The organism is Bacillus sp. 05T22 (genome assembly GCF_056396765.1).
In genome coordinates, this window is sequence record NZ_JBFTMC010000075.1 from 14,781 (window position 1) to 34,228 (window position 19,448).

Below are 19,448 nucleotides of genomic sequence, written 5' to 3' on the forward strand. Positions count from 1 at the left end.
CTGAATTTATTTAAATATTTTGCAATACAATTCCGTTTCTGTCCTTATAGAGCATCCGTTTTTCCAAAAAACCTTTTGCATTTTTTCATTTGTCATATGAGTACTTCCAATATAATAAGTAGCCCCCATCTGTTCTAACATGTATAAAGATTGAAGATGGATATGAGCACTAAGTCCTTTTCCACGTTCCTCCGGCAATAGTCCAAAATAAAATAATCGACCTTCATTCTTCGTACCAGGTTCAATATGAGGAATGGATATTCCAATCGGTTGCTCCTTTTCATAAAAAGCAATACATGATTTTTGCCAATCCTCACCTAATTCTGCTTGTATAGCGTAAAAATGTTCATCGATATTAAGAATTGATGATTTATTATCCGAATCTGACATACATCGCTCCCAAAGCGACTTAAATTCCGCTTCAGACAACGTCCTTTCGGCTATAGAGCGAAAATCATATTGTTTTTCTGGAGCTACGATATCCGTAAGCTTGCGAAACACTTCTATTTTCGCTGCATAGAGCTGAAAACCAAGTTCACGTAACACTTTTACACTCGGAGTATAACTGTTGAAACTTTTGTCTAGTAAAACACTTGCTCTTTTCAATTTCCAACATGAACAAACCTCTACAAATCTTTTTATCTTCTCTTTATAATTTTGATGATCATACAGTAAATCTTCTTCAGTTTCTTCAATTGTTATTGCATTCGGTAAACCATTTAATATTTTTTTCGAGGGACCAAATATGTTTTGTATGGTTGTAAGATTACACATTGTGTTCACCTTTCTATACAAAAATTGAAACTACCAATCTAACTCTCCTAAAGATGGATCAATGAACTTACCCGAAATTTCATCATTTGTACTCATTATCCAATTGTATATGTTGTATGCTCCTTCATCTGGTGTTATATCTGCATCATACGCCCCCATCTCTGTTTTTAACTTTCCTGGATAAATTGCGGTCACTACAATGCCTTTTTCCTCAAATTCTTGTTGTAAACATAAATTCAACATGTTTTGTGCTGCCTTCGCAATACGATATGAATAGGAAAACTGCCCTTGTGGAAATTCTTTAGCTGCCATTTTAGATAAAGAATCTAAACGTGAAGAAATATTAATAATTCTTGGATTTTCAGATTGTATTAGATTAGCATACGCACCTTTAACAGCACGAATTACACCTAAACAATGCATATTGAATAATGCCATTAATTCCTCTGAAGTTGTATGCAAGATCTCCGTTTCTTTTCCCGGTATTCCAGCATTATTAATAATAAGATCAACCACTTCTGTTTGTTGTTTAAGTTGCTCTTTTATGAGGTTGATACTGTCATCAGATGATAAGTCTGCTAATATAGAAAAACATCTAGACGGAAATAAGAAARTTAGATGCTCTTTCGCTTCCTTTTTCCAATACTGATTGTGGATTGAATACCCCATCATCGCCCATTGATAATCTATTCGTAAAATTGTAATAAGCTCAACTTTACCAACATTCGCACCATCTTCTTTACAAAACACTCCTAACACATACATGTCATCCCATTTTGCTGATTCATCAAAGCCACGTATCCATTCGGTAAACCATTCTTTTGTTGAATACGCCATATCTTGATAACCATCATCATACTTATACTGAGATGCCGATCGATTATGGAATCCTTCATATCAGCTTACATAATCCTCTTCTTGAAAAGGACGAAGGATCAGTCGTTCCGTCTCTACTTGTAACAATGACTTTCTCAATGTTTATCTCTCCCTCCATATTCAATGCTATAAATTCTATTTCCGAAGAAATATTATTTATTATTCGAATTTTCTTTATCATTTTAATCGAATCATAAAATTTAGTAAATCAATACGATATCGAAATAAACAAAAGTCCAGTTATGCACAAAACATAACTGGACTTTTTATTTTTATTTTATTAAAACACCACTTTTCAACTCTCTCTTCAATACTTTACCTAACGCATTTTTCGGTAAACTCTCAACAAACACTACTTGCGGTATTTTGTAGCTTGCTAATTTTTGTTTACAGTACTGAATAACCTCTTCTTCTGTTAAAAGTGTGTGAGTATCTTTAACGATATAAGCTCTTGGAATCTCTCCCCAAAAGTCATCTAGAATTCCAACTACAGCAACTTCCAATACACCATTTATTTCATGGATTACTTCTTCTACTTGATCCGGATATACATTATCGCCGCGGTGTACAATGACATCTTTATATCTTCCCATTATATATAAGAAGCCATCTTCGTCTATCATGCCGGCATCTCCCATATAAAACCAACTATCCTTTAAGACTTTTTTTGTGGCCTTTTCATTATTCCAATACCCTTTAAACATATATGGACTTCTTACAAGAATTTCTCCAACTTCCTTTTCAGGTAATTCTTCACCTGTGTCAGGATGAAGAATTTTCACTTCTACATTTTTAATTGGCTTTCCTACAGAAGACATTTTCTCTTTCCCCATGTCTGGTCGCCAAGAACTAACAACCCATCCTTCTGTACTTCCGTATCCTTGGACCATATAAATTCCTTTTTCCCCCTCCAACAAGTGCCTGTACATCAGCTGATTGTTTTGCTCTTTTTTGTGAAAGTTGTTGCATTGTGCTCAAGAAAAACGCCCCTTTTCATTTTTTAGATTTTTATTTTACTACATTAATTATTAATTTACTAAAGATTAAAACTTGATAAATTTTATTTATAATGTATCTTTGAAATACATTCACGATTTTTCAGAACATTGGCGTACATAAAAAAAGACTCGTGAAAAACGAGCTAGAAGTTACGCATAATTGTTAATTCAAAAGTGACTAGAGTTGTATATTTGGAATAAAGTTTGATCAAAGTGGAGTCACTCTTTTTAGCTAAATATGAAATTTTTATAAAAAAGTTTAATCAAAACTCATTTAGAAATTTTTGATTAAAAAGATAACGTATCGCATCTTTATTCAAAAGTTGTCCTAATTGCTTTATATGAACTTATAAGAGGTTCACCACACAAAAAACGCATCTATGTAGATGCGTTTTTTGTGATCCTGTTATTGCTTTAAAAGAAAGTTTGATTAAAGAGTGGCTGCAGACATCGAGTCTATAGTACAAGAACCCCACATATATTTAAGAATTGTTTTACGTCCTTTTGCGATATCTGTGAAATCATTTGTTTTTTGAAAAGTATTCATAGTTGCATTTTCCTCTTTAAGCTTTTTTATTTGATTTAACATGTTGAAAATAATCTTTCTTTCCTCTGTTAGCTTCTTCTGATGTTTCTGCGGCTATTACAAAATACCCGACATTAACCTATGGCGTAGGCATGAATAAAGGACTAGGTCATAAACCTAGTCCTCACTTATTTTTAGCTTTGTTTTACATATCTAGTTGTATTGGATGATTTATCATTAAACAATTGTAAGTTCTTTCTATCAAAGTTTTGGACTTTATAAGCAATGTCTTTGTGAACAACTTCTGCTTCTACCCCATTTGACATTTGCTTCGTAATATGAAGGTTTAATGTTAAAGAATTTTTATCATAATCCCATGTACCTTCTATATGATTGATTTTATTTGGATAATCACCTGCATTGTAAACTTCAAAAGTTTTAGGACTTCCACCTTTTAAAATAAATGATAACTTGAATCCGTCAGTAGTCTGTACTCCCCAGTTACCGATTAGTTCCGTACCGTCTACTACATTACTTTGAACTGCATCGTAGTCAATTCCTTCTTTCTTATCTAGGTCCTTTGTTTCTTTGTTAGATACAGTACCGTCTCCTCCTTTTGTTAGTTCATCTCTCTTCTTAGCTATGTTTGCTGTAGCTTCTTTCCAGTACTTACCGCCTTCTGCTATCATATTTAATGAAGTTTTCATCTTCTCTTCATCCATTTCTTTTACAGACTCTAGTTGAAGAGTATAGGCCTTACTGTATGTATCCATCGCTTTAATTACAGTTTGATGGTCTTCTTTAAATTCATTAGGTGGGTTTACTTCTTTGATACTTTTTGTCGTCGCTTTTAGCCTCTCAACTAATCCTTCAAACTCCTTTATCTTCTCAGCTTCAGTTTTGTTTGAAGTAGCCATTGTTTGTATATCAACACCCGTTTTAATTAATTCAGCAGCTAAAGCCATAATTTTAGAAGGATACTCTTTTACTGTTAGTTGATCCCCTTTTGCCGCTGTTAGTTTATCTTCTTTCTTCTCAGTAGAAGACTTATCTTCCTTTTTACTTGTTGAAGGTTTATCTTCATTTTGTACTGTAGTCGCTGCTTTCTTAGAATCTTTCTCTGATGAGTCTGTTCCACAACCTCCTAATAGCATAAGTGGAAGTGCAAAACATACTAAATTCTTTGCTTTCATACTTTCCCATCCCTTTTATTATTTTATTTGCCGCTTTCTCCCTCTGTTCCCCAGAAAAAATGACATAATATATTAATAAAAGGTGCTTTCGTCAATAGAAAACACCTTTTAGTCACCAACTATTATTTGATAGTCTTAAACCTTTTACAAGATGATCACATGTTCATAAATATTGTTGGCGTTACTAACGCTACTATAAATATTTTTTTATAAAACTTTTAGAAGTATCTTGATTTAAGAAGCCCAAAATCTCGTCACAATTCCAATCTTTCTCTTTTAGAGAATTAAGCAATTCATGGGTTTCTTTATACGGTTCCATGAACGAAGCGGTAAGTACAGCATACATATCTTTAAATTAGTGTAAAACGATTTGATTTCTCTGCTAACTTCTCATGAATCGCTATCTTTTTACCAAGATAGTCTGTTGTATTTCCACTAATTAAATAACAATTTTCTAATTGTTCTTCTTCCTCTAATTTCGCATACGAAAACCAAATGACAGCATCTATACCACTTTCCACATCGTATTCAATATATTCGAAAAATTAAAGATTTAGTTTTATAACCATTTCAATATTACCATATTTATCCCAAAATGTTAAAAGTTCTTCTTTTCTATCTAATAATAACCGGCTAGTCATAATTGCTAACCTCACGTCTTTATTATAACTCCTAACTCACACCAATTTTTTGATATATCCATTTGGTGATAAGGTTTTGATCCTTATTGTTCGTGCTGTTCTTTCTACATGCTTTTCTGTGATAGATCCATCCTCATTTTGAATTTATTCTATCCCCGTCTCTTTACTAACAATTTCTTGTCCCTGTACTATGTGTAGATCATCGTCATTACCAATCATTCCGTTTACAAATCCACATTCTAACCGCTAAAACTTTTCAACTTTTATCGCGATTTATTTTATCAGTATGAATTTGTAGAGAGATAACAATTTAATATTTCTAGTAAAGATCAAAAGGTAAGAATAGAATAATTATGATGTTATGTAGCATATATATAGTCTAGTTGACTTAACTATAACTAAACAGAAAGCCATAACCGTAACATTTAAATACTTGTCTATTCCCTTTCAAATGTTACTAATATAGGGAATCCCTGTTTAAAAGGAGATGAGTGAATGAAGTTAAATCATTTGAATCTATGTGTTGATGATTTATCAGAAGCTAGACATTTCTTTGAGACGTTTTTTGATTTTCAATTTTTAGAACAAAAAGGAAAGGCTCTTGTAGTAATGAGTGATGAGAATGGATTTATTCTTGTGTTAAGTGATCCAAAAGCATTCAAGGGAAACAAGGCTGTTAGATATCCTGAAGCTTTTCATATTGGTTTTTTGGTGGAAACTTCAAGTGAAGTTGATCAAGCATATAATCGTTTAGTAGCTGGAGGCATCGAAATAGATAAGGAACCTTATACGATGAGAGGTAGTAGTTACGGGTTTTATTTTACAGTATTTAATGGTTTATTAATTGAAGTTTCTTGCCTTGACTATAAAGATGGTAAGAAAGTTTCAAAAGCCAATGACACACTCCTTACATAACAACTTTCAACCGAACAAGTCATAACTCATATGAAGTAATTATGAAAAAGGTCCCTCTTCTTTCAGGGACCTTTCATATTGACTAGCGATCAAAAATATAACATATCTTACATACATAAAAACGAGGCTTCTACATAAGTTTTAAGCAACCTTTTTGATAAAGTGAAATGTTCATCCAGACAAAAAGAACCCATTTTGATCAAACTTTATTCCAAACCAATACATTACATAAAATGAAACTTTAATCAGTGGGGGTTTTCTCCATCCCCCACTGATTATTAGTTGAGCCAATCGGGCTTTTACGGACAGTTCATCTCCCACCTAACTCTTTTGCTTTCGCTGAATTTTGAGGTGGGAGTGTTACTGTCCGTTAATGCGGGATAAAAAATACCCCGATACCTATAAAAGGATCGGGATATTTTTAAATTATATATAGAGATTACTTTTATTCATAATATATTTACCATACTCAGTTGCACTTCTCTCGATATCTTCATCCTTTAGTTGATACTCTGCTCCATACAACGTAAATGTTGGTATGGATTTCATCCCCGTATATAGACAAGTCGCCTGGAATGGTTTTGTTAATTCGTTCATTGTAAGTCCATCTTGATACTGTGTTTCTAATCCCCCTATAGAAATCGCCAAACCAAATTCTTTATTACGTACTTTATCCCCTGTAGAACCATATGCAAAACCGTACGTCAGCACATCATCAAACCACTTCTTTAGTAATGGTGGTGAACTATACCAATAGAACGGAAATTGAAATATGTAACGATCGTGTTCTAATAATAGCCTCTGTTCATAATCAACATCGAATTCCCAATTAGGAGCTGCTTTATACAATTCATGTACTGTTATCTCATTAGAATATTTCTCCAATTCTTCTTTCCATCTTTTATTAATTCTTGATTTTTCAATATCTGGATGTGCTACAATTACAAGTGTTTTCATAAATTCTCTTCCCCCTTATAAATAAATGAAATCCTTTAGTATTAGTATGTATTAGTTACATATAATTGAAAAGTACGTACTTTCAGGTGCTATAGGAACCTCAAAGTACCTATGGAGGTGTAATATATAGATGAATCAGAATCATAACTTTCCTATCGCTACCACCCTTGAAGTCATCGGAGGAAAATGGAAGAGTAGTATTTTATGCATTCTCATGAGCGGAAAGAAGCGGACACACGAACTGAAACGTGCAATCCCAGATATTACACAAAAAGTTCTGACGCAACAATTGCGACAACTTGAAGCTGATGGGGTTATCCATCGTACTGTATATAAAGAAGTTCCACCAAGAGTTGAGTATACAATAAGTGAATATGGAAAATCTTTAATTCAAATTATGAATGAAATGTGTGAATGGGGAAAAGATCATCAAGTCAAAAAATCAACAAAATAGAAAAACAAAAAATGAAAAGAACCCTTTTTAGGGTTCTTTTCATTGAACTACCCCCACCTTCACCTCGTTTAGAGGAGTGGGTCTTCTCGGTTAAAATGATAAACGTGCATCCATGAATTTAAATTGTTGTGGAATACAAATTAAGATGCATCTTATTTTTCCAACTGTTTRTAACGTATCATCTTCAGCGATATTTTTTTCCTTTTCTTGAATACTTTCTATTATATTACGAATAATTTCATCTACTATCTCGTCCTTTGAAGAGAAGTGCTCATAGATTGTCCTCTTACTCACAGCTAATTGGAACATGTAAAATCGTATATCTTAATTTACAATATATCTTTTTCTTCTTTTTCTTCCTCTGTATTCCAATCTGTAAAGATGCTAGTAACGACTTCACCTGCAACTTCAACTACGAATTCACATAGGCCAGCTACCACTTCTTCAATCACTTCATGCATATTATCACACTCCTCTTTTAGTAAATTTACCTTTAGTATATAAGCTGGGTATTTTTAAATGCTATTGAAGAAGATGACAGATATCTTACAATTTTGTAAGATTAATAGAAAGAATGATTTGTCTGACTAATACGTACAATAAATGGATTGGGATCAAATCGTTTTTACAATTGATGTACATAGTATTTAAATATTTTCTTGCTATTGGAGGGATTTCCTAATGGTTGATAATATTCAACAACTTATTCAAGAGCATAGACAATTTTTCCATCATGATTATACAAGAAGTCTTCAATTTCGTCTTGAACAGTTAGAAAAATTAAAAAATTCTATTAAGCAATATGAAAATCAAGTGCTGAGCGCATTATATCAAGATTTACACAAAAGCGAGTTTGAAGCATATGCTGCAGAAATTGGTTTCGCATATAACAGTATCAACTTTATAATGAAATACCTAAAACAGTGGATGAAACCTCAAAAAGTAAAAACACCTATTCATTTTGCGCCTTCCAAAAGCTACATAATAAAAGAGCCATATGGTACAGTGCTAATTATTGGACCTTTTAATTATCCATTCCAATCATTAATTGAACCTCTTATTGGGGCAATTGCGGCAGGAAATTGTGTAGTCCTCAAACCTTCAGAAAATGCACCAAATGTTTCAGCTGTAATTAACAAAATAATAAGTGAAACGTTTGATAAGCAATATATTCGTGTAATTGAAGGAGATAGAGAAACAACTTCTTTATTGATTCATGCACCATTTGACCATATCTTTTTTACTGGTAGCGTTCCAGTTGGAAAAATTGTCATGGAAGCTGCGGCGAAAAACCTTGTACCAGTAACATTAGAACTTGGTGGAAAAGGACCAGCTATTGTCGATGAAACAGCTAACCTCGATATAGCAGCCAAACGTATTATCTGGGGAAAATTCATAAATGCTGGGCAATCCTGTATAGCACCTGATTACGTTATTGCACACAAATCTGTCAAGGTAGAACTGATTTCGAAAATGAAAGAGATAATCACAAACTTTTATGGATCAGATGTATCAAAAAGCAATGATTATGGTCGAATTGTCAATGAGAGACAATTCGATAGACTTATTTCTATATTAGAACAAGACCAAATTTATATAGTATTTGGTGGAAATTCATCTAGAAGTCATTTATATATTGAACCAACACTTCTTGAAGTAAAATCATGGGATGATGCAGCTATGAAAGAAGAAATTTTCGGACCGATTTTACCAATTATGGAGTACAATGATTTAGATGAGGTCATTCATATGGTTAACAACAACCCTAAACCATTAGCTTTGTATGTGTTTACTGAAAATAAAAATGTTGAAAAACAGGTATTAGGACGAATTTCTTTTGGAGGAGGATGCGTCAATGATACAATGTCACATATGGCTAATCTCCACTTGCCTTTTGGTGGAGTAGGAAATGCAGGGTTTGGTGCCTATCATGGCAAACATAGTTTTGATACTTTTACACATCGTAAAAGCATTTTAAAGAAAAGCTCAAGGATAGACTTAGGGTTGGTATTTCCACCGTATAGGAACAAAATTAAAATTTTAAGAAAGATTTTTAAGTAATAAGAAAGACACTGTTTGCCATTATTATTTATAAGTAAACGTCAAGTAACTCCAAAATATACAATAAAGGTTGATTTTAGAGTTACTTTTTGTTTGCTTCACTTTTTTTCGGTACGTTGCAACTAGATGGTAAATCCATTGACCACCGCAAGACTTTATCAATTTCCTCTTTATTGTTTAAATCGATATTGGGGAGCGTTTCAAACAAATAACGAAGATAATGATAAGGACTTAAATTGTTCTCTTTTGCGGTTTCAACCGGAATGTTTTGGACAGACTCATCCCTATGACCGTGTTTCTTTTTGCGACGATAGGTGATTGTTTCAACAGCTGGTTCAGGGGTTTCAGAATCACTTTCTTTCTCAGCCTTATTAAACAGTTCTAAAGCAAGTTGATTATTAGGTGTTTTTTCGCTAGACGTACCAAACCGTTTTTGTTGACTGAGACGAAATTGTTTTTCATACCATCTTACTTTTGCCGTGAGTTCCTCTACTTGAGCTTGAAGTGATTCAATTGTGGGTTGATTTGAATGTGRAAGTGTTGTTTTCATAGATAAACAAATTCGGAAAAAACATCCAAATTCCTTTTTCATAAAAAAACCTCCACATGTAGTATGTAAGGAGATTATCTTGTTTCTGTTAAGATTCTTTGTTTCATAGTCGCCCCCCTGAACTTAAAGTACTCATTTAGTACTTTCGGTACCACTATCATTTCACAGTATTTAACACAAATTAAATAACTAATATTTCGAAATTTCATTTTTTCAAACAAAACCCTTAACAGCGCAATTCACGATTAAAATAGTTTGATAATTAACAAAAAATCTCAGAGCTTTATGCTCTGAGATTTTTTGTTTTTATGCAGGACTTATGCTTTTAAAACATAATAAATTTATATCATTCAATCGTATCTAACAACTCTACATCTATATTCTCAGTATCATTCCAATTATAAAATATTTCTAAATGCCATTTATCTTTCAGCCTTTTGTATTCATTCTCTTCAATCCATTTATGTAAGCGAGTATAGGCATCCATAATCTTGTCATTAGATCCTTGATGTCTTAAAATAGCATATCTTTGAGAGGGAACTGATAAAAATACCATATCGGTTGGAATCTCCTCGTATTCTTTCACTTCAACGCAAATCCAATATCCTTCTTCTTCGTCTAAGGTATTTTCTACAACAAATGCTCCATATTGTAACGAAGGATTGATTACATGCTTGATTTCACTCATACGTTTACATAAACGCATGGATGCTTTCGGTATTTCATTAATATATTGTTCACCAGAACAGAGAACTCGAAATCCCACCAACTTTATTTCATCCAGCTTCTTAACAGTCGGATGTCGTAATATTTGTTTTGACATATACTTATTTCCTCTCTGTTTTTATGGGTCTTTACCATTTTCTATCTCGATTGATTTCCATCTTCTCCTGAAATGCTTTCTCTAAATCGATTTCTAATTTATTCGCTAGGTCACATACATTCCAAATCACATCAAACATCTCTAATCCTATTTCTCTTTTTATATTATCATCATCATTTTGTTTTAATACCGCTTCTGTTAGTTCCCCTAGTTCAGTCATCAAATACATTGTACGCCTCTCAATCGTTGCATCAGCAAACCGCTGTAAGGAATAAAGCAATAATCGGCAATCCTGTTCGAGCTAAACGAAGGTTTCCTGTTTTACGTAAAATACGATCAAATAGCTTCGCCCCTAACGGTAATGTAATACAGGCTCCAAGCCAAGGAATCATGCCAAGATACCAAAGAGAAGATAATTGAAAATGGAATACATCTTGCAGATATTTCGGTGTCCAAGTTAATATTAAGAAATTGATATATTGAAAGCAAAAATACGCTAACGTAACCATGACGAATGTCGGAACTTTAAAAAAAGAATACCACGGCTCTTTTTGGATCCCTTTCTCTACTTTTACTGATTGAAGCACACCTTCAGAGCTACGAATCTCAGCTAGTTCTTCTTTCGTCACTCGCGGATGATCTTCAGGCATACTTGTAAAAGTAAAATACCAAATAACTGCCCATATAATACCAATTGCACCAAGGATAAAAAACATCATTTTCCAACTTGTAAAAGACAGTAGCATAACCGCTACAGGTGCAGTTAATACTGCACCTAACGGAACACCTACAAAGCCAAGGGATGTTAGAAAAGCTCGTTCTTTTGGCGCTGCCCAGTTTGCGGCTGTCTTATTCGAAACGGCGAAAGACGGCCCTTCTGTTAATCCGAACAAAACGCGGAAAAGAGCAAATCCTGCTAAAGCAGAGCCACCAAAAACAGCCATCCCTATTTCTCCTGCAAAAGCGGTCGCAATTTCAAAAATTGACCAGGTAGTTGCAGCTACGATCCATACAAATTTTGGTCCTTTTTTATCTGAAAAAATCCGTTATTTTCAAGAGAACTATCCAAATGTAAACTTAAAAATATGGGAAGGTGGTCCTTTATACTTAATAGAGCAATTAGAAAATCGGAATATTGAACTCGCTGTCTTACGTACCCCTTTTAATACGAAGGCTTTTTCTAGTATTTGTGTATCAAAGGAGCCATTCGTATTAGTCATGCCTGCAAAATGGGGGCTTCATCATTCAAATCTTCCAATCTCCATAACTGAACTAGATCATATCCCCCTCTTACTTTTACATAAAGATAAAGAAGACAGTTACCATCAGCTCGTCATTGATGAATGCAACCGCCATGGTATAAAATTAAATATAGCATGTGAATGTCCCGACTCTTCATTTGTACTTATGCTCATCATGGCTGGGATCGGAGCATCTATTCTACCTAAAAGTGCTGTATCTTATATCCCGCAAGAATTTATCAGAATAGTAGATTTAATAGATTTTCCATTTCAATCTGAATCATCAATAATATGGTTGAAAGATCGGAAACTCTCTAACAGTGCTAGACGATTTGTAGAATGCACATAAGAATGATTTCGGAGGTGTAATCATGGCCCTCTTCGCTTCTCCATCATTATGTATCATCGCTATAATTTCTTTCGCATTATCTTACTTTGTAGGAGTAAAACAGTATACTTGGCTCTTATCTGGATTTAATGAAAGACGTGTACAAGATAAGCAAAAACTAGCAAACATAGTTGGGCTTTATAACTTAGCAGCTGGTGTCATTGCGGCAATTGGTAGCGTCTTCACTACGCCCAACACACAAATTATTGTTCCTATTATTATCGTTGGACATGTTATATTAGCAGCTTACGTGAATACGAGAATGGTTCACTAATCCTTCTAAAAAGAAGGCTCTGTTAAGGGGAAATGGTTAACAAAGCGTTTAATAGCTTATTAAAGCATATGGACAAACTATCTCAAACGAAAAAAGAGCAAGCTTTTCAATGAGAGAAACACTCTGTTGAACCTACATCCTCTGTTGGTGGTCGTCTAATCAATGAAATGAGAAAAACGTATGACGGTTTACGCTTATCAAAATTCAATGTGTAGTCCTTATTGAGCTAACGGTCGGAATAGTTGAACACCGCTCTTAATTGTTACAATATTCAAACTATAACAAACCATAACAGTATTTAAACTTTAGGGAGGAGATTTATATGTCTTTAAAAGTCGGAGATATAATTATGTTTGAACGAACTTTTACAGTAAAAGATGTTGAATTATTTACAGAGGTTTCAGGTGATGAAGGGATTCACCATATAACCCCAGATGAACAGGGAAGACTTGTAACCCAAGGGTTACTAACGGCAACTCTACCAACGAAAATAGGTGGAGATAATAACGTACTGGCTCGTACTATGAATTTTGAGTTTTTAAGACCTGTATTTACAGGGGATACAATAATTTGTGAAGCTAAAATTGAAAAATACGAAAGGCAAGAAAATAATAGAACAGCTATTATTACATCCTTTTTATGTAAAAATCAGAATGAAAAGGTAGTATTAAAAGGCAACTTTTCAGGTGTAATACTGTGAATTCTTTCTACCTTCTTCAATTAACTGGAGCGTTAGAATCTGATTAGCAACATTAAAATTTAACAGAGCGAAAAAGAAAAAAGATAAGCAAATTTGCTTATCTTTTTTCTGCTTTCCATTCAGTATAATCCATATTAAGAGATGGATCTATTTATATTGTTATAAAGAATCCACATATTCTTTCGCTTCCAGCAATGAATACCCAAATGCTTCGCGCGCTTTCTTAACTGCTGTAATTGTTTTTCCAGCTTTCACAAGCTGCCGCAGTTCATTATTAATTTCGGGCTCTACCTCTCTAATTCCCATTTGTTTTGTTATTAATTCTAATCTAGTTTCCATACGCTTTAGTCTAGCATCTGTTCGTTTTTCTATTTGCTTTATCTTTTCTCCAATGTAAATGACACCAAAAGCAACTATTGGTAGTACCACCCAAAACCCCATAGCACTCCTCCTTATAACTTATTTTATACACGACGAAATCGAATGATATAAACTATCAAAGTAACAAATAAAATCACTATAAAACTTGTCAAAAACCAACTACCTAATCCATCCGCTTTCCCTATCGCAGTTTGTACTTCCTTCCATGTAGCAATAAAGAAAAAGAAGCTAATTTCAATATTTAAAGCAATCATCAATCTTCTTCCTTCTGCATATAATTTTGGTGCCTTTTCTTCTGACACATTCATAGAATAATTAAATAGTTGGGAAGCTTTCCCTAACATGTATAATAGAAAAAATAAAAGCAAGCCTACAATTGGCAAGATTAAAATACTTTCTTTTCCACTCCATCCCTTATAGTTTTTTGCATTGTATTGAACATACTATTCGATATAGTAGGCTGGCTCATTTTCAAAAAGCAAATCGAAAATAAAACAATTATTATTCCGGTCATTATGTCAGGATGGACTTTATACATATTTCGATACAAGATTCTCCCCAAAATACCGCAATACTGCTGCCCTCATCCTTAAACGGATGAGGGCACTTATCTGGACTGCTTTATTTCTTAATGGATATGTTACATTCTCCTTGTCTATTTATCCCGCATTAACGAGCAGTAATACTCCCACCTCAAAATTCGGTGAAAGCAAAGAAGTTAGGTGGGAGATAAACTGCCCGTAAAAACCCGATTGGTATTCGAATTATTTTTACAAAATTCTAACTCACTCTCTCCTACTTGAATGCTAAAACTTGTTTCACCACTATTCTCTAATAAATGAAAACCTAATTTATGTAAATAGAAATCTCTCATTTCTTCTAATGCATTACTGTATAAAGTAACTCTATTTATCAACATCACAAACGCTCCCTTCTATTTCAGTTCTATATTCAGATCATATAATTAATAACTTAATTTTACAAATAATTGAACTAATAAGAAATTTTATTTATAATTAGAACTAGGTATTATAACTTAGTTATAAATAGGAGGTATTTATATGAATTCAAAAGCACGAATTACAGCTGTCGGAACTTATGTACCTGAGAAAGTACTATCGAATGAAGATTTATCAAACCTAGTTGAAACAACAGATGAATGGATTGTTCAACGAACCGGTATGCATGAGCGAAGAATTACTCCCTCTGATGAATTTTCCACAACTTTATGTATCCGAGCTGTCCAAAATTTAATTGATCGATTCCACGTTTCCGTTGATGACGTTGATTTAATTATTGTTGCAACTGCTACACCAGATTACATGTTCCCTAATACCGCAAGTCAAGTTCAGGCTTATTTTGAAATACCTCATACAGGAGCAATTGATTTAAGTGCAGCTTGTGCTGGGTTTGTTTATGGATTAATTGTTGCCAACGGCCTTATTACTTCTGGGACAAACAAAAAGATACTTGTGATTGGCGCTGAAACCCTTTCAAAAATCACAGATTATAGCGACCGTACTACTTGCATACTTTTCGGAGATGGTGCTGGTGCAGCTCTTTTAGAATATGATGAACACAGCCCTAGTTTTTTAGGAACTCATATGGGATCTAAAGGTTCTGGCGGAATCAACTTATACCAAACTGCCTTATCAAAAACAATGAATGGAACCCCATTACAAGACACACCCTACCTCGTTCAAAACGGAAGAGCCGTTTACAAATGGGCTGTAAATACAGTTCCACAAGGTGTACAAGAATTACTACAAAAAAATCATTTAGATATAGCAGAGATTGATTGGTTCATTCCACATAGCGTCAATTTAAGAATGATTGAATCCATTTGTGAGCGAACAGGGATTTCTCTTGATCGTACACTCATGAGCCTACAATATTGCGGAAACACTTCTGCTGCTTCTATTCCGTTAGCACTCGATATTGGGTTAAAAGATGGAAAAATCAATAATGGCGACACTTTACTTTTGTATGGATTTGGTGGAGGTCTTGTACATGCGGGGCTCATTTTAAGATGGAATATATAGTACATAACATAGAGGCTGATGTCTTATCGCATCGGCCTCTATGTTATGTTTCTTCCAAATTTTTGAATACTAATTGTTCCGTCACTCCACCATTCAATGAATTGCTTTAAAGAAGGAGCAACCCAAGTACGACTATCATCTTCGTGATTCCAGACATAACTTATAATCATTAAACATAGAAAAAATCCCTGATTTCAATTAAAAAGCAGGGATTTTTGGTATTTTAATAGACTTAGTGAAATGAATAAACTATTTTTGCTTATTCAAGAAAAACAACTATTAATTGAAAAGAAAATACGGATTAACGAATTTTAGCTTTGCGGAAACCATCAAATGCACTGATTGCTGCAGATATTATAAAGATGAAAATTCCACCGCCAACTATCCACGTTTTAAATTGATTAGTGGTAATAGTAAATACATCCGCCATATACGTAATGAAATCTTTGTTTAGTAAATTGGGATTTAATAATATCACAATAAATACAATAGTTCCAATTAGCTGAAGGACAGTATTGCATATTGCCATTCTTTGCGTCCATTGTCCCTTTATTAATTTATAAAGGGACAACGCTATTTCTAAACCGATCATAATAACAACGATTGGCCAATACCGAAGCAAAACATCTTGACTGAAAGTTGGCGTCACAAATTCAAGTCCGTTTCTACCACTTTCATATACACCTACAAGATGACTCGAATAAAAATAAAGAGTTGCCCAAATCGCAGTCCACATTAAACCTCCAAATACTTCAAACTTCGGAATCACTTTTTTCTTAGGGATATAAGAGATATTTTCCAAATCAGCAGGAGTCCATTTTTTAAGGCGTGCTGTTAATGGCTGCTCATCTCTTCCATTATCTGTTCTTTCTAAAACAGCAAACACAAGTGTTAGCCAAAAGAATACATGGATCCCTACTTCAATGATGCTCCCTATTCCTTTGCCCATAAGACTCAAAACAATATTTATAACCGCTTGTTCTCCACTATATCCAATAAAATTTTCGGCAATCATCGAAATTAACGAAATGACAGCGGCAATCGGTAAAATCATTTTTAATAACGTCATATATACATCAAAATAACGTGGACCAATTAAGTACATTGGCCGATCTCGATAACCACTAGCCAATGTGACTGGACTCCCTAATTTTTCAAGAACCGCCTTTACATCTTCTTCACTGTAATCATCAGGTAGCATATCCTCTATGGTTGACCGTAGCTCAAGTGCAATATCCTCACGATTTTTTTCAGGCAGCCTACGAGTAACTTCTTGGATATAAATCTCAATTAGATTCATCGTCTTCTTCCCCTTTTAATAAGCTATAGAGCTTCTTTGAATTCTCCATCCATTCCCTTTTTAACTGTAAAAAGATATCTAGCCCATGTTCACTTAAAACATAATATTTACGAGGTCTACTTTCAGATGTATCCCAACTACTCGTCACCAACTCCTGTTTCTCTAATCGACGAAGCAATGGATATAAAGTACTTTGATCAATGGTAATACCCGATTCCTCCAATAACTGAACAAGTGAATATCCATACTGTGGTGTTCGTAATTGACTTAAAACGGCTAATGTTAATGTTCCTCTCCTAAGCTCTGTCGTTAGCGAATTCAATAAATTACTCATTCACCCACCTCATTTTTATTACTATATGTCATACAGTATTTAATTTATACTATGCAACATACACTATTGTTGTGACAAAATTATTTAAAATTTAGAAATAAACAATATTAAGTAAAGTACATAACAAGTTGAAATAAAAAGAAACCACAAATTAGACATATCTAATTTGTGGTTTCTTTTTTGGTTTTTTCTTCCACAAGCCTGCACCGCCACATTTCCCTTTATTTAACATTTCATTTATTATATAGTGAATGTAACATTGAAAAAGGAGAATAATCACATGGAACTCAAAACGCTAGATATATATGAAAAAATGAATCAATATCCGGTAGCTGGACTAAGCCTAGCTATTATTCGTAATGGGAAATTAGAATATGCTGAAGGTTTTGCCTCACTTGAGTTTGGTACAGCTAGGAAGGTTAACGTGAATTCTATTTTCAACGCTTGTTCTATAAGTAAATTCCTCACAGCGATGCTCGTATTGAAATTAGCAAATCAAGGGATACTGAACTTAGATGAAGATGTGAATAATAAACTTGTATCTTGGAAAGTTCCTGAGAATAAGTTTACTAGTAGTAAAAAAGTTACCTTACGAAATCTATTAAGTCATCAATCAGGAATTATTGATCCACCTGAAAGCTTTGATATATATCATTCTACAAAAGGAAAACCTACCATTCTTCAAATTCTTCAAGGTCAAACATTTTATTGCCCAGTCCCAATTGAAGTTCAATATGAACCGGAAAGTACCTTTCACTATTCAGATGCAGGATTTTGTATAATAGAACAACTCATAGAAGACGTTACTGGGGAACCTTTTAATCTTTTATTACAAAAATTCATATTTGATCCTTTACATATGAATAACAGTACACTCCTGCACCCTAAGCAAGATACGACAAATAATCCTTTCGCTTGTGGTCACGATAAAAACGGACATGTGGTAGATGGAAAGTATCCATCCTATCCATATTTAGCTGCTGCAGGAGTTTGGTCAACTCCGACAGATTTAGCAGCCTTAATCATAGAAGTCATCCAGTCTTTACAAAGCAAAAGCAAACTCGGTCTCTCCTCCAAAATCGTCAAAGATATGATTTCTCCACAAGGTTGTTCAAAGTGGACCGGATTGGGTATATTTCTTGACACTCCAAACCAAGAAATAGAAATTTCTTCACTTGGTTGGGGCGTTGGGTTTCAATGTTTGATGCTTGCATATCCTTATAGAGGTACTGGCGCTGTCATTATGACAAACTCGGATTTAGGTGTTCATCAAAACGAAGGGATTATTGGAGATATTGTTAACTTATTAAAACTATAGGAAGCTTTAGTAAAAGGGCTATAATAAAAAAGCTACAAAAAAGCTAGCTTTTTTCGTTCTGACAAGCATAGAAAGATCCAATACTACACAAAGTGTAGAGCACTTAAAGCCGATTCTTCATCTGCTAAAAAGAATACTGCCTTCCTTTTAGCATTTCCCGACAGAAAACTCCCACCTCAAGGAATGGGTAGGACATGGTCCAATGAGTAGGTGGGAGATGAATGGCGGTTAGGCAAAAGCTTAACATTTCTCCTTGCGGAAGAGTCAGTATGAGGTATCGGGATCCGTTCGTTCCTATAGAAGGGAGATGATGCAGTAAGAAGCATTTTTACATATAAGGAATTGTTCCATCATAAAAGTCTTTCAATATGTATACATTTTTAAAGGGTGACAGAGGAATTTCGACAAAAAAGAAGAAATGATACGAGAGAAGTATTTTTTTGAATTGATTATGATATCGTTCTCATAAATATCGTGAAAAAAGCATGTAGAAAAACTAAAATAGGAAGTGAGGTGGAAAGTGGTGCTCGTCCATAAAGCGTATAAGTTCCGGATCTACCCTAGCGTAGAACAAAAAATACGTATCGCGAAAACAATGGGTTGTTCTCGTTTTGTATTCAATTACTTTTTAGCAAAATGGAATGATAGATATAAAGAAACAGGAAAAGGATTAACMTATGGCACTTGTTCTTCGCAATTACC

22 protein-coding genes and 5 pseudogenes are annotated in these 19,448 nt (G+C 34.0%); 10 read left to right on the forward strand and 17 right to left on the reverse strand.

The window, feature by feature from the left end; genetic code table 11:
• Nucleotides 1–6: 6 nt before the first annotated feature.
• The 5 genes and pseudogenes from AC1DIT_RS19565 to AC1DIT_RS19585 all read right to left on the reverse strand — a co-directional run bounded on the left by AC1DIT_RS19565 (nucleotide 7) and on the right by AC1DIT_RS19585 (nucleotide 4,888).
• Nucleotides 7–774, reverse strand: a complete 768-nt coding sequence (locus AC1DIT_RS19565; RefSeq protein ID WP_016115499.1) for a GNAT family protein — start codon at nucleotides 772–774, stop codon at nucleotides 7–9.
• A 30-nt stretch (nucleotides 775–804) separates the two neighbouring features.
• Nucleotides 805–1,611, reverse strand: a complete 807-nt coding sequence (locus tag AC1DIT_RS19570) for an SDR family NAD(P)-dependent oxidoreductase (protein ID WP_476998356.1) — start codon at nucleotides 1,609–1,611, stop codon at nucleotides 805–807.
• Nucleotides 1,612–1,922: 311 nt separating this feature from the next.
• Nucleotides 1,923–2,555 (reverse strand): annotated as a pseudogene (locus AC1DIT_RS19575) (class I adenylate-forming enzyme family protein); the annotation flags it as partial.
• Nucleotides 2,556–3,368: 813 nt separating this feature from the next.
• Nucleotides 3,369–4,367: a DUF3994 domain-containing protein gene (locus AC1DIT_RS19580; RefSeq protein ID WP_016115502.1), complete on the reverse strand. Its 999-nt coding sequence runs from the start codon at nucleotides 4,365–4,367 to the stop codon at nucleotides 3,369–3,371.
• 350 nt (nucleotides 4,368–4,717) lie between these two features.
• Entirely contained in the window at nucleotides 4,718–4,888 is a 171-nt protein-coding gene (locus AC1DIT_RS19585) for a hypothetical protein (RefSeq protein ID WP_154214521.1), read from the reverse strand.
• A 615-nt stretch (nucleotides 4,889–5,503) separates the two neighbouring features.
• Here AC1DIT_RS19585 and AC1DIT_RS19590 point away from each other — a divergent pair.
• On the forward strand, nucleotides 5,504–5,923 hold the full coding sequence (locus tag AC1DIT_RS19590) for a VOC family protein (RefSeq protein ID WP_016115504.1): 420 nt from the start codon (nucleotides 5,504–5,506) through the stop codon (nucleotides 5,921–5,923).
• A gap of 426 nt (nucleotides 5,924–6,349) precedes the next feature.
• On the opposite strand, the gene AC1DIT_RS19595 is transcribed toward AC1DIT_RS19590, so the two are convergent.
• Nucleotides 6,350–6,880 carry an NAD(P)H-dependent oxidoreductase gene (locus AC1DIT_RS19595; protein WP_016115505.1) on the reverse strand — a complete coding sequence of 177 codons (531 nt, stop codon included), beginning with the start codon at nucleotides 6,878–6,880 and terminating at the stop codon, nucleotides 6,350–6,352.
• A 130-nt stretch (nucleotides 6,881–7,010) separates the two neighbouring features.
• Between AC1DIT_RS19595 and AC1DIT_RS19600 the strand changes: the two genes are divergently transcribed.
• Entirely contained in the window at nucleotides 7,011–7,334 is a 324-nt protein-coding gene (locus tag AC1DIT_RS19600; RefSeq protein ID WP_016115506.1) for a winged helix-turn-helix transcriptional regulator, read from the forward strand.
• 99 nt (nucleotides 7,335–7,433) lie between these two features.
• On the opposite strand, the pseudogene AC1DIT_RS19605 reads toward AC1DIT_RS19600, so the two are convergent.
• Together AC1DIT_RS19605 and AC1DIT_RS19610 are read right to left on the reverse strand one after the other, a co-directional pair.
• A pseudogene (locus AC1DIT_RS19605) lies at nucleotides 7,434–7,637 on the reverse strand (TetR/AcrR family transcriptional regulator); the annotation flags it as partial.
• Between the two features lie 26 nt (nucleotides 7,638–7,663).
• The gene (locus tag AC1DIT_RS19610; RefSeq protein WP_016115508.1) at nucleotides 7,664–7,795 is read right to left on the reverse strand and encodes a hypothetical protein; all 132 of its coding nucleotides are present in this window, start codon (nucleotides 7,793–7,795) and stop codon (nucleotides 7,664–7,666) included.
• 220 nt (nucleotides 7,796–8,015) lie between these two features.
• Here AC1DIT_RS19610 and AC1DIT_RS19615 point away from each other — a divergent pair, with 220 nt between their 5' ends.
• A complete protein-coding gene (locus tag AC1DIT_RS19615; RefSeq protein ID WP_016115509.1) occupies nucleotides 8,016–9,395 on the forward strand; it encodes an aldehyde dehydrogenase in 1,380 nt (459 codons plus the stop codon).
• 82 nt (nucleotides 9,396–9,477) lie between these two features.
• Here the strand turns inward: AC1DIT_RS19615 and AC1DIT_RS19620 are convergent, their stop codons facing one another.
• The 4 genes and pseudogenes from AC1DIT_RS19620 to AC1DIT_RS19635 form a co-directional block, all read right to left on the reverse strand.
• Complete coding sequence (locus tag AC1DIT_RS19620) at nucleotides 9,478–9,945, reverse strand: IS66 family transposase (RefSeq protein ID WP_476998358.1); 468 nt, start codon at nucleotides 9,943–9,945, stop codon at nucleotides 9,478–9,480.
• Nucleotides 9,946–10,291: 346 nt separating this feature from the next.
• Nucleotides 10,292–10,768 carry a GyrI-like domain-containing protein gene (locus tag AC1DIT_RS19625; protein ID WP_016115512.1) on the reverse strand — a complete coding sequence of 159 codons (477 nt, stop codon included), beginning with the start codon at nucleotides 10,766–10,768 and terminating at the stop codon, nucleotides 10,292–10,294.
• Between the two features lie 31 nt (nucleotides 10,769–10,799).
• The gene (locus AC1DIT_RS19630) at nucleotides 10,800–11,048 is read right to left on the reverse strand and encodes a MazG nucleotide pyrophosphohydrolase domain-containing protein (protein ID WP_033671330.1); all 249 of its coding nucleotides are present in this window, start codon (nucleotides 11,046–11,048) and stop codon (nucleotides 10,800–10,802) included.
• Nucleotides 11,023–11,811: pseudogene (locus AC1DIT_RS19635) on the reverse strand (MFS transporter); the annotation flags it as partial. The pseudogene AC1DIT_RS19635 and the gene AC1DIT_RS19630, both read right to left, overlap by 26 nt.
• Here AC1DIT_RS19635 and AC1DIT_RS19640 point away from each other — a divergent pair.
• The 4 genes and pseudogenes from AC1DIT_RS19640 to AC1DIT_RS19655 form a co-directional block, all read left to right on the forward strand.
• Nucleotides 11,792–12,358: pseudogene (locus AC1DIT_RS19640) on the forward strand (LysR family transcriptional regulator substrate-binding protein); the annotation flags it as partial. The pseudogenes AC1DIT_RS19635 and AC1DIT_RS19640 overlap by 20 nt on opposite strands.
• A 22-nt stretch (nucleotides 12,359–12,380) precedes the next feature.
• Nucleotides 12,381–12,671 carry a DUF3784 domain-containing protein gene (locus AC1DIT_RS19645; protein ID WP_016115516.1) on the forward strand — a complete coding sequence of 97 codons (291 nt, stop codon included), beginning with the start codon at nucleotides 12,381–12,383 and terminating at the stop codon, nucleotides 12,669–12,671.
• A 32-nt stretch (nucleotides 12,672–12,703) separates the two neighbouring features.
• Nucleotides 12,704–12,850, forward strand: a pseudogene (locus tag AC1DIT_RS19650) (IS1595 family transposase); the annotation flags it as partial.
• Nucleotides 12,851–12,993: 143 nt separating this feature from the next.
• Nucleotides 12,994–13,371 carry a hotdog domain-containing protein gene (locus tag AC1DIT_RS19655; RefSeq protein ID WP_016115517.1) on the forward strand — a complete coding sequence of 126 codons (378 nt, stop codon included), beginning with the start codon at nucleotides 12,994–12,996 and terminating at the stop codon, nucleotides 13,369–13,371.
• A gap of 159 nt (nucleotides 13,372–13,530) precedes the next feature.
• On the opposite strand, the gene AC1DIT_RS19660 is transcribed toward AC1DIT_RS19655, so the two are convergent.
• From AC1DIT_RS19660 to AC1DIT_RS19670, 3 genes are all read right to left on the reverse strand, one after another.
• On the reverse strand, nucleotides 13,531–13,812 hold the full coding sequence (locus AC1DIT_RS19660; RefSeq protein WP_016115518.1) for a hypothetical protein: 282 nt from the start codon (nucleotides 13,810–13,812) through the stop codon (nucleotides 13,531–13,533).
• Between the two features lie 23 nt (nucleotides 13,813–13,835).
• A complete protein-coding gene (locus tag AC1DIT_RS19665) occupies nucleotides 13,836–14,006 on the reverse strand; it encodes a hypothetical protein (RefSeq protein WP_476998357.1) in 171 nt (56 codons plus the stop codon).
• A gap of 464 nt (nucleotides 14,007–14,470) precedes the next feature.
• On the reverse strand, nucleotides 14,471–14,671 hold the full coding sequence (locus tag AC1DIT_RS19670) for a VOC family protein (RefSeq protein WP_016115520.1): 201 nt from the start codon (nucleotides 14,669–14,671) through the stop codon (nucleotides 14,471–14,473).
• A 142-nt stretch (nucleotides 14,672–14,813) separates the two neighbouring features.
• Here AC1DIT_RS19670 and AC1DIT_RS19675 point away from each other — a divergent pair, with 142 nt between their 5' ends.
• Nucleotides 14,814–15,794 carry a ketoacyl-ACP synthase III gene (locus AC1DIT_RS19675; protein WP_016115521.1) on the forward strand — a complete coding sequence of 327 codons (981 nt, stop codon included), beginning with the start codon at nucleotides 14,814–14,816 and terminating at the stop codon, nucleotides 15,792–15,794.
• Between the two features lie 301 nt (nucleotides 15,795–16,095).
• Here AC1DIT_RS19675 and AC1DIT_RS19680 read toward each other — a convergent pair whose 3' ends face one another.
• Together AC1DIT_RS19680 and AC1DIT_RS19685 are read right to left on the reverse strand one after the other, a co-directional pair.
• Complete coding sequence (locus tag AC1DIT_RS19680; protein ID WP_016115522.1) at nucleotides 16,096–17,094, reverse strand: HAAS signaling domain-containing protein; 999 nt, start codon at nucleotides 17,092–17,094, stop codon at nucleotides 16,096–16,098.
• Nucleotides 17,081–17,428 carry a PadR family transcriptional regulator gene (locus AC1DIT_RS19685; protein WP_016115523.1) on the reverse strand — a complete coding sequence of 116 codons (348 nt, stop codon included), beginning with the start codon at nucleotides 17,426–17,428 and terminating at the stop codon, nucleotides 17,081–17,083. The genes AC1DIT_RS19680 and AC1DIT_RS19685 overlap by 14 nt, the downstream gene beginning before the upstream one ends.
• Before the next feature lie 280 nt (nucleotides 17,429–17,708).
• Here AC1DIT_RS19685 and AC1DIT_RS19690 point away from each other — a divergent pair, with 280 nt between their 5' ends.
• Nucleotides 17,709–18,746: a serine hydrolase domain-containing protein gene (locus tag AC1DIT_RS19690; RefSeq protein WP_016115524.1), complete on the forward strand. Its 1,038-nt coding sequence runs from the start codon at nucleotides 17,709–17,711 to the stop codon at nucleotides 18,744–18,746.
• A gap of 523 nt (nucleotides 18,747–19,269) precedes the next feature.
• A partial coding sequence (locus AC1DIT_RS19695; protein ID WP_476998359.1) for a helix-turn-helix domain-containing protein occupies nucleotides 19,270–19,448 on the forward strand: 179 nt, incomplete at its 3' end.

Excerpts from the sequence above, each read along its gene's own strand:
- AC1DIT_RS19670 (WP_016115520.1), bottom strand. The coding sequence starts at position 14,671 with ATGTTGATAAATAGAGTTACTTTATACAGTAATGCATTAGAAGAAATG.
- AC1DIT_RS19660 (WP_016115518.1), bottom strand. The coding sequence starts at position 13,812 with ATGGGGTTTTGGGTGGTACTACCAATAGTTGCTTTTGGTGTCATTTAC.
- AC1DIT_RS19580 (WP_016115502.1), bottom strand. The coding sequence starts at position 4,367 with ATGAAAGCAAAGAATTTAGTATGTTTTGCACTTCCACTTATGCTATTA.
- AC1DIT_RS19615 (WP_016115509.1), top strand. The coding sequence starts at position 8,016 with ATGGTTGATAATATTCAACAACTTATTCAAGAGCATAGACAATTTTTC.
- AC1DIT_RS19675 (WP_016115521.1), top strand. The coding sequence starts at position 14,814 with ATGAATTCAAAAGCACGAATTACAGCTGTCGGAACTTATGTACCTGAG.
- AC1DIT_RS19665 (WP_476998357.1), bottom strand. The coding sequence starts at position 14,006 with ATGATTGCTTTAAATATTGAAATTAGCTTCTTTTTCTTTATTGCTACA.
- AC1DIT_RS19610 (WP_016115508.1), bottom strand. The coding sequence starts at position 7,795 with ATGCATGAAGTGATTGAAGAAGTGGTAGCTGGCCTATGTGAATTCGTA.
- AC1DIT_RS19565 (WP_016115499.1), bottom strand. The coding sequence starts at position 774 with ATGTGTAATCTTACAACCATACAAAACATATTTGGTCCCTCGAAAAAA.
- AC1DIT_RS19680 (WP_016115522.1), bottom strand. The coding sequence starts at position 17,094 with ATGAATCTAATTGAGATTTATATCCAAGAAGTTACTCGTAGGCTGCCT.
- AC1DIT_RS19645 (WP_016115516.1), top strand. The coding sequence starts at position 12,381 with ATGGCCCTCTTCGCTTCTCCATCATTATGTATCATCGCTATAATTTCT.
- AC1DIT_RS19690 (WP_016115524.1), top strand. The coding sequence starts at position 17,709 with ATGGAACTCAAAACGCTAGATATATATGAAAAAATGAATCAATATCCG.
- AC1DIT_RS19595 (WP_016115505.1), bottom strand. The coding sequence starts at position 6,880 with ATGAAAACACTTGTAATTGTAGCACATCCAGATATTGAAAAATCAAGA.
- AC1DIT_RS19600 (WP_016115506.1), top strand. The coding sequence starts at position 7,011 with ATGAATCAGAATCATAACTTTCCTATCGCTACCACCCTTGAAGTCATC.
- AC1DIT_RS19655 (WP_016115517.1), top strand. The coding sequence starts at position 12,994 with ATGTCTTTAAAAGTCGGAGATATAATTATGTTTGAACGAACTTTTACA.
- AC1DIT_RS19590 (WP_016115504.1), top strand. The coding sequence starts at position 5,504 with ATGAAGTTAAATCATTTGAATCTATGTGTTGATGATTTATCAGAAGCT.
- AC1DIT_RS19685 (WP_016115523.1), bottom strand. The coding sequence starts at position 17,428 with ATGAGTAATTTATTGAATTCGCTAACGACAGAGCTTAGGAGAGGAACA.
- AC1DIT_RS19625 (WP_016115512.1), bottom strand. The coding sequence starts at position 10,768 with ATGTCAAAACAAATATTACGACATCCGACTGTTAAGAAGCTGGATGAA.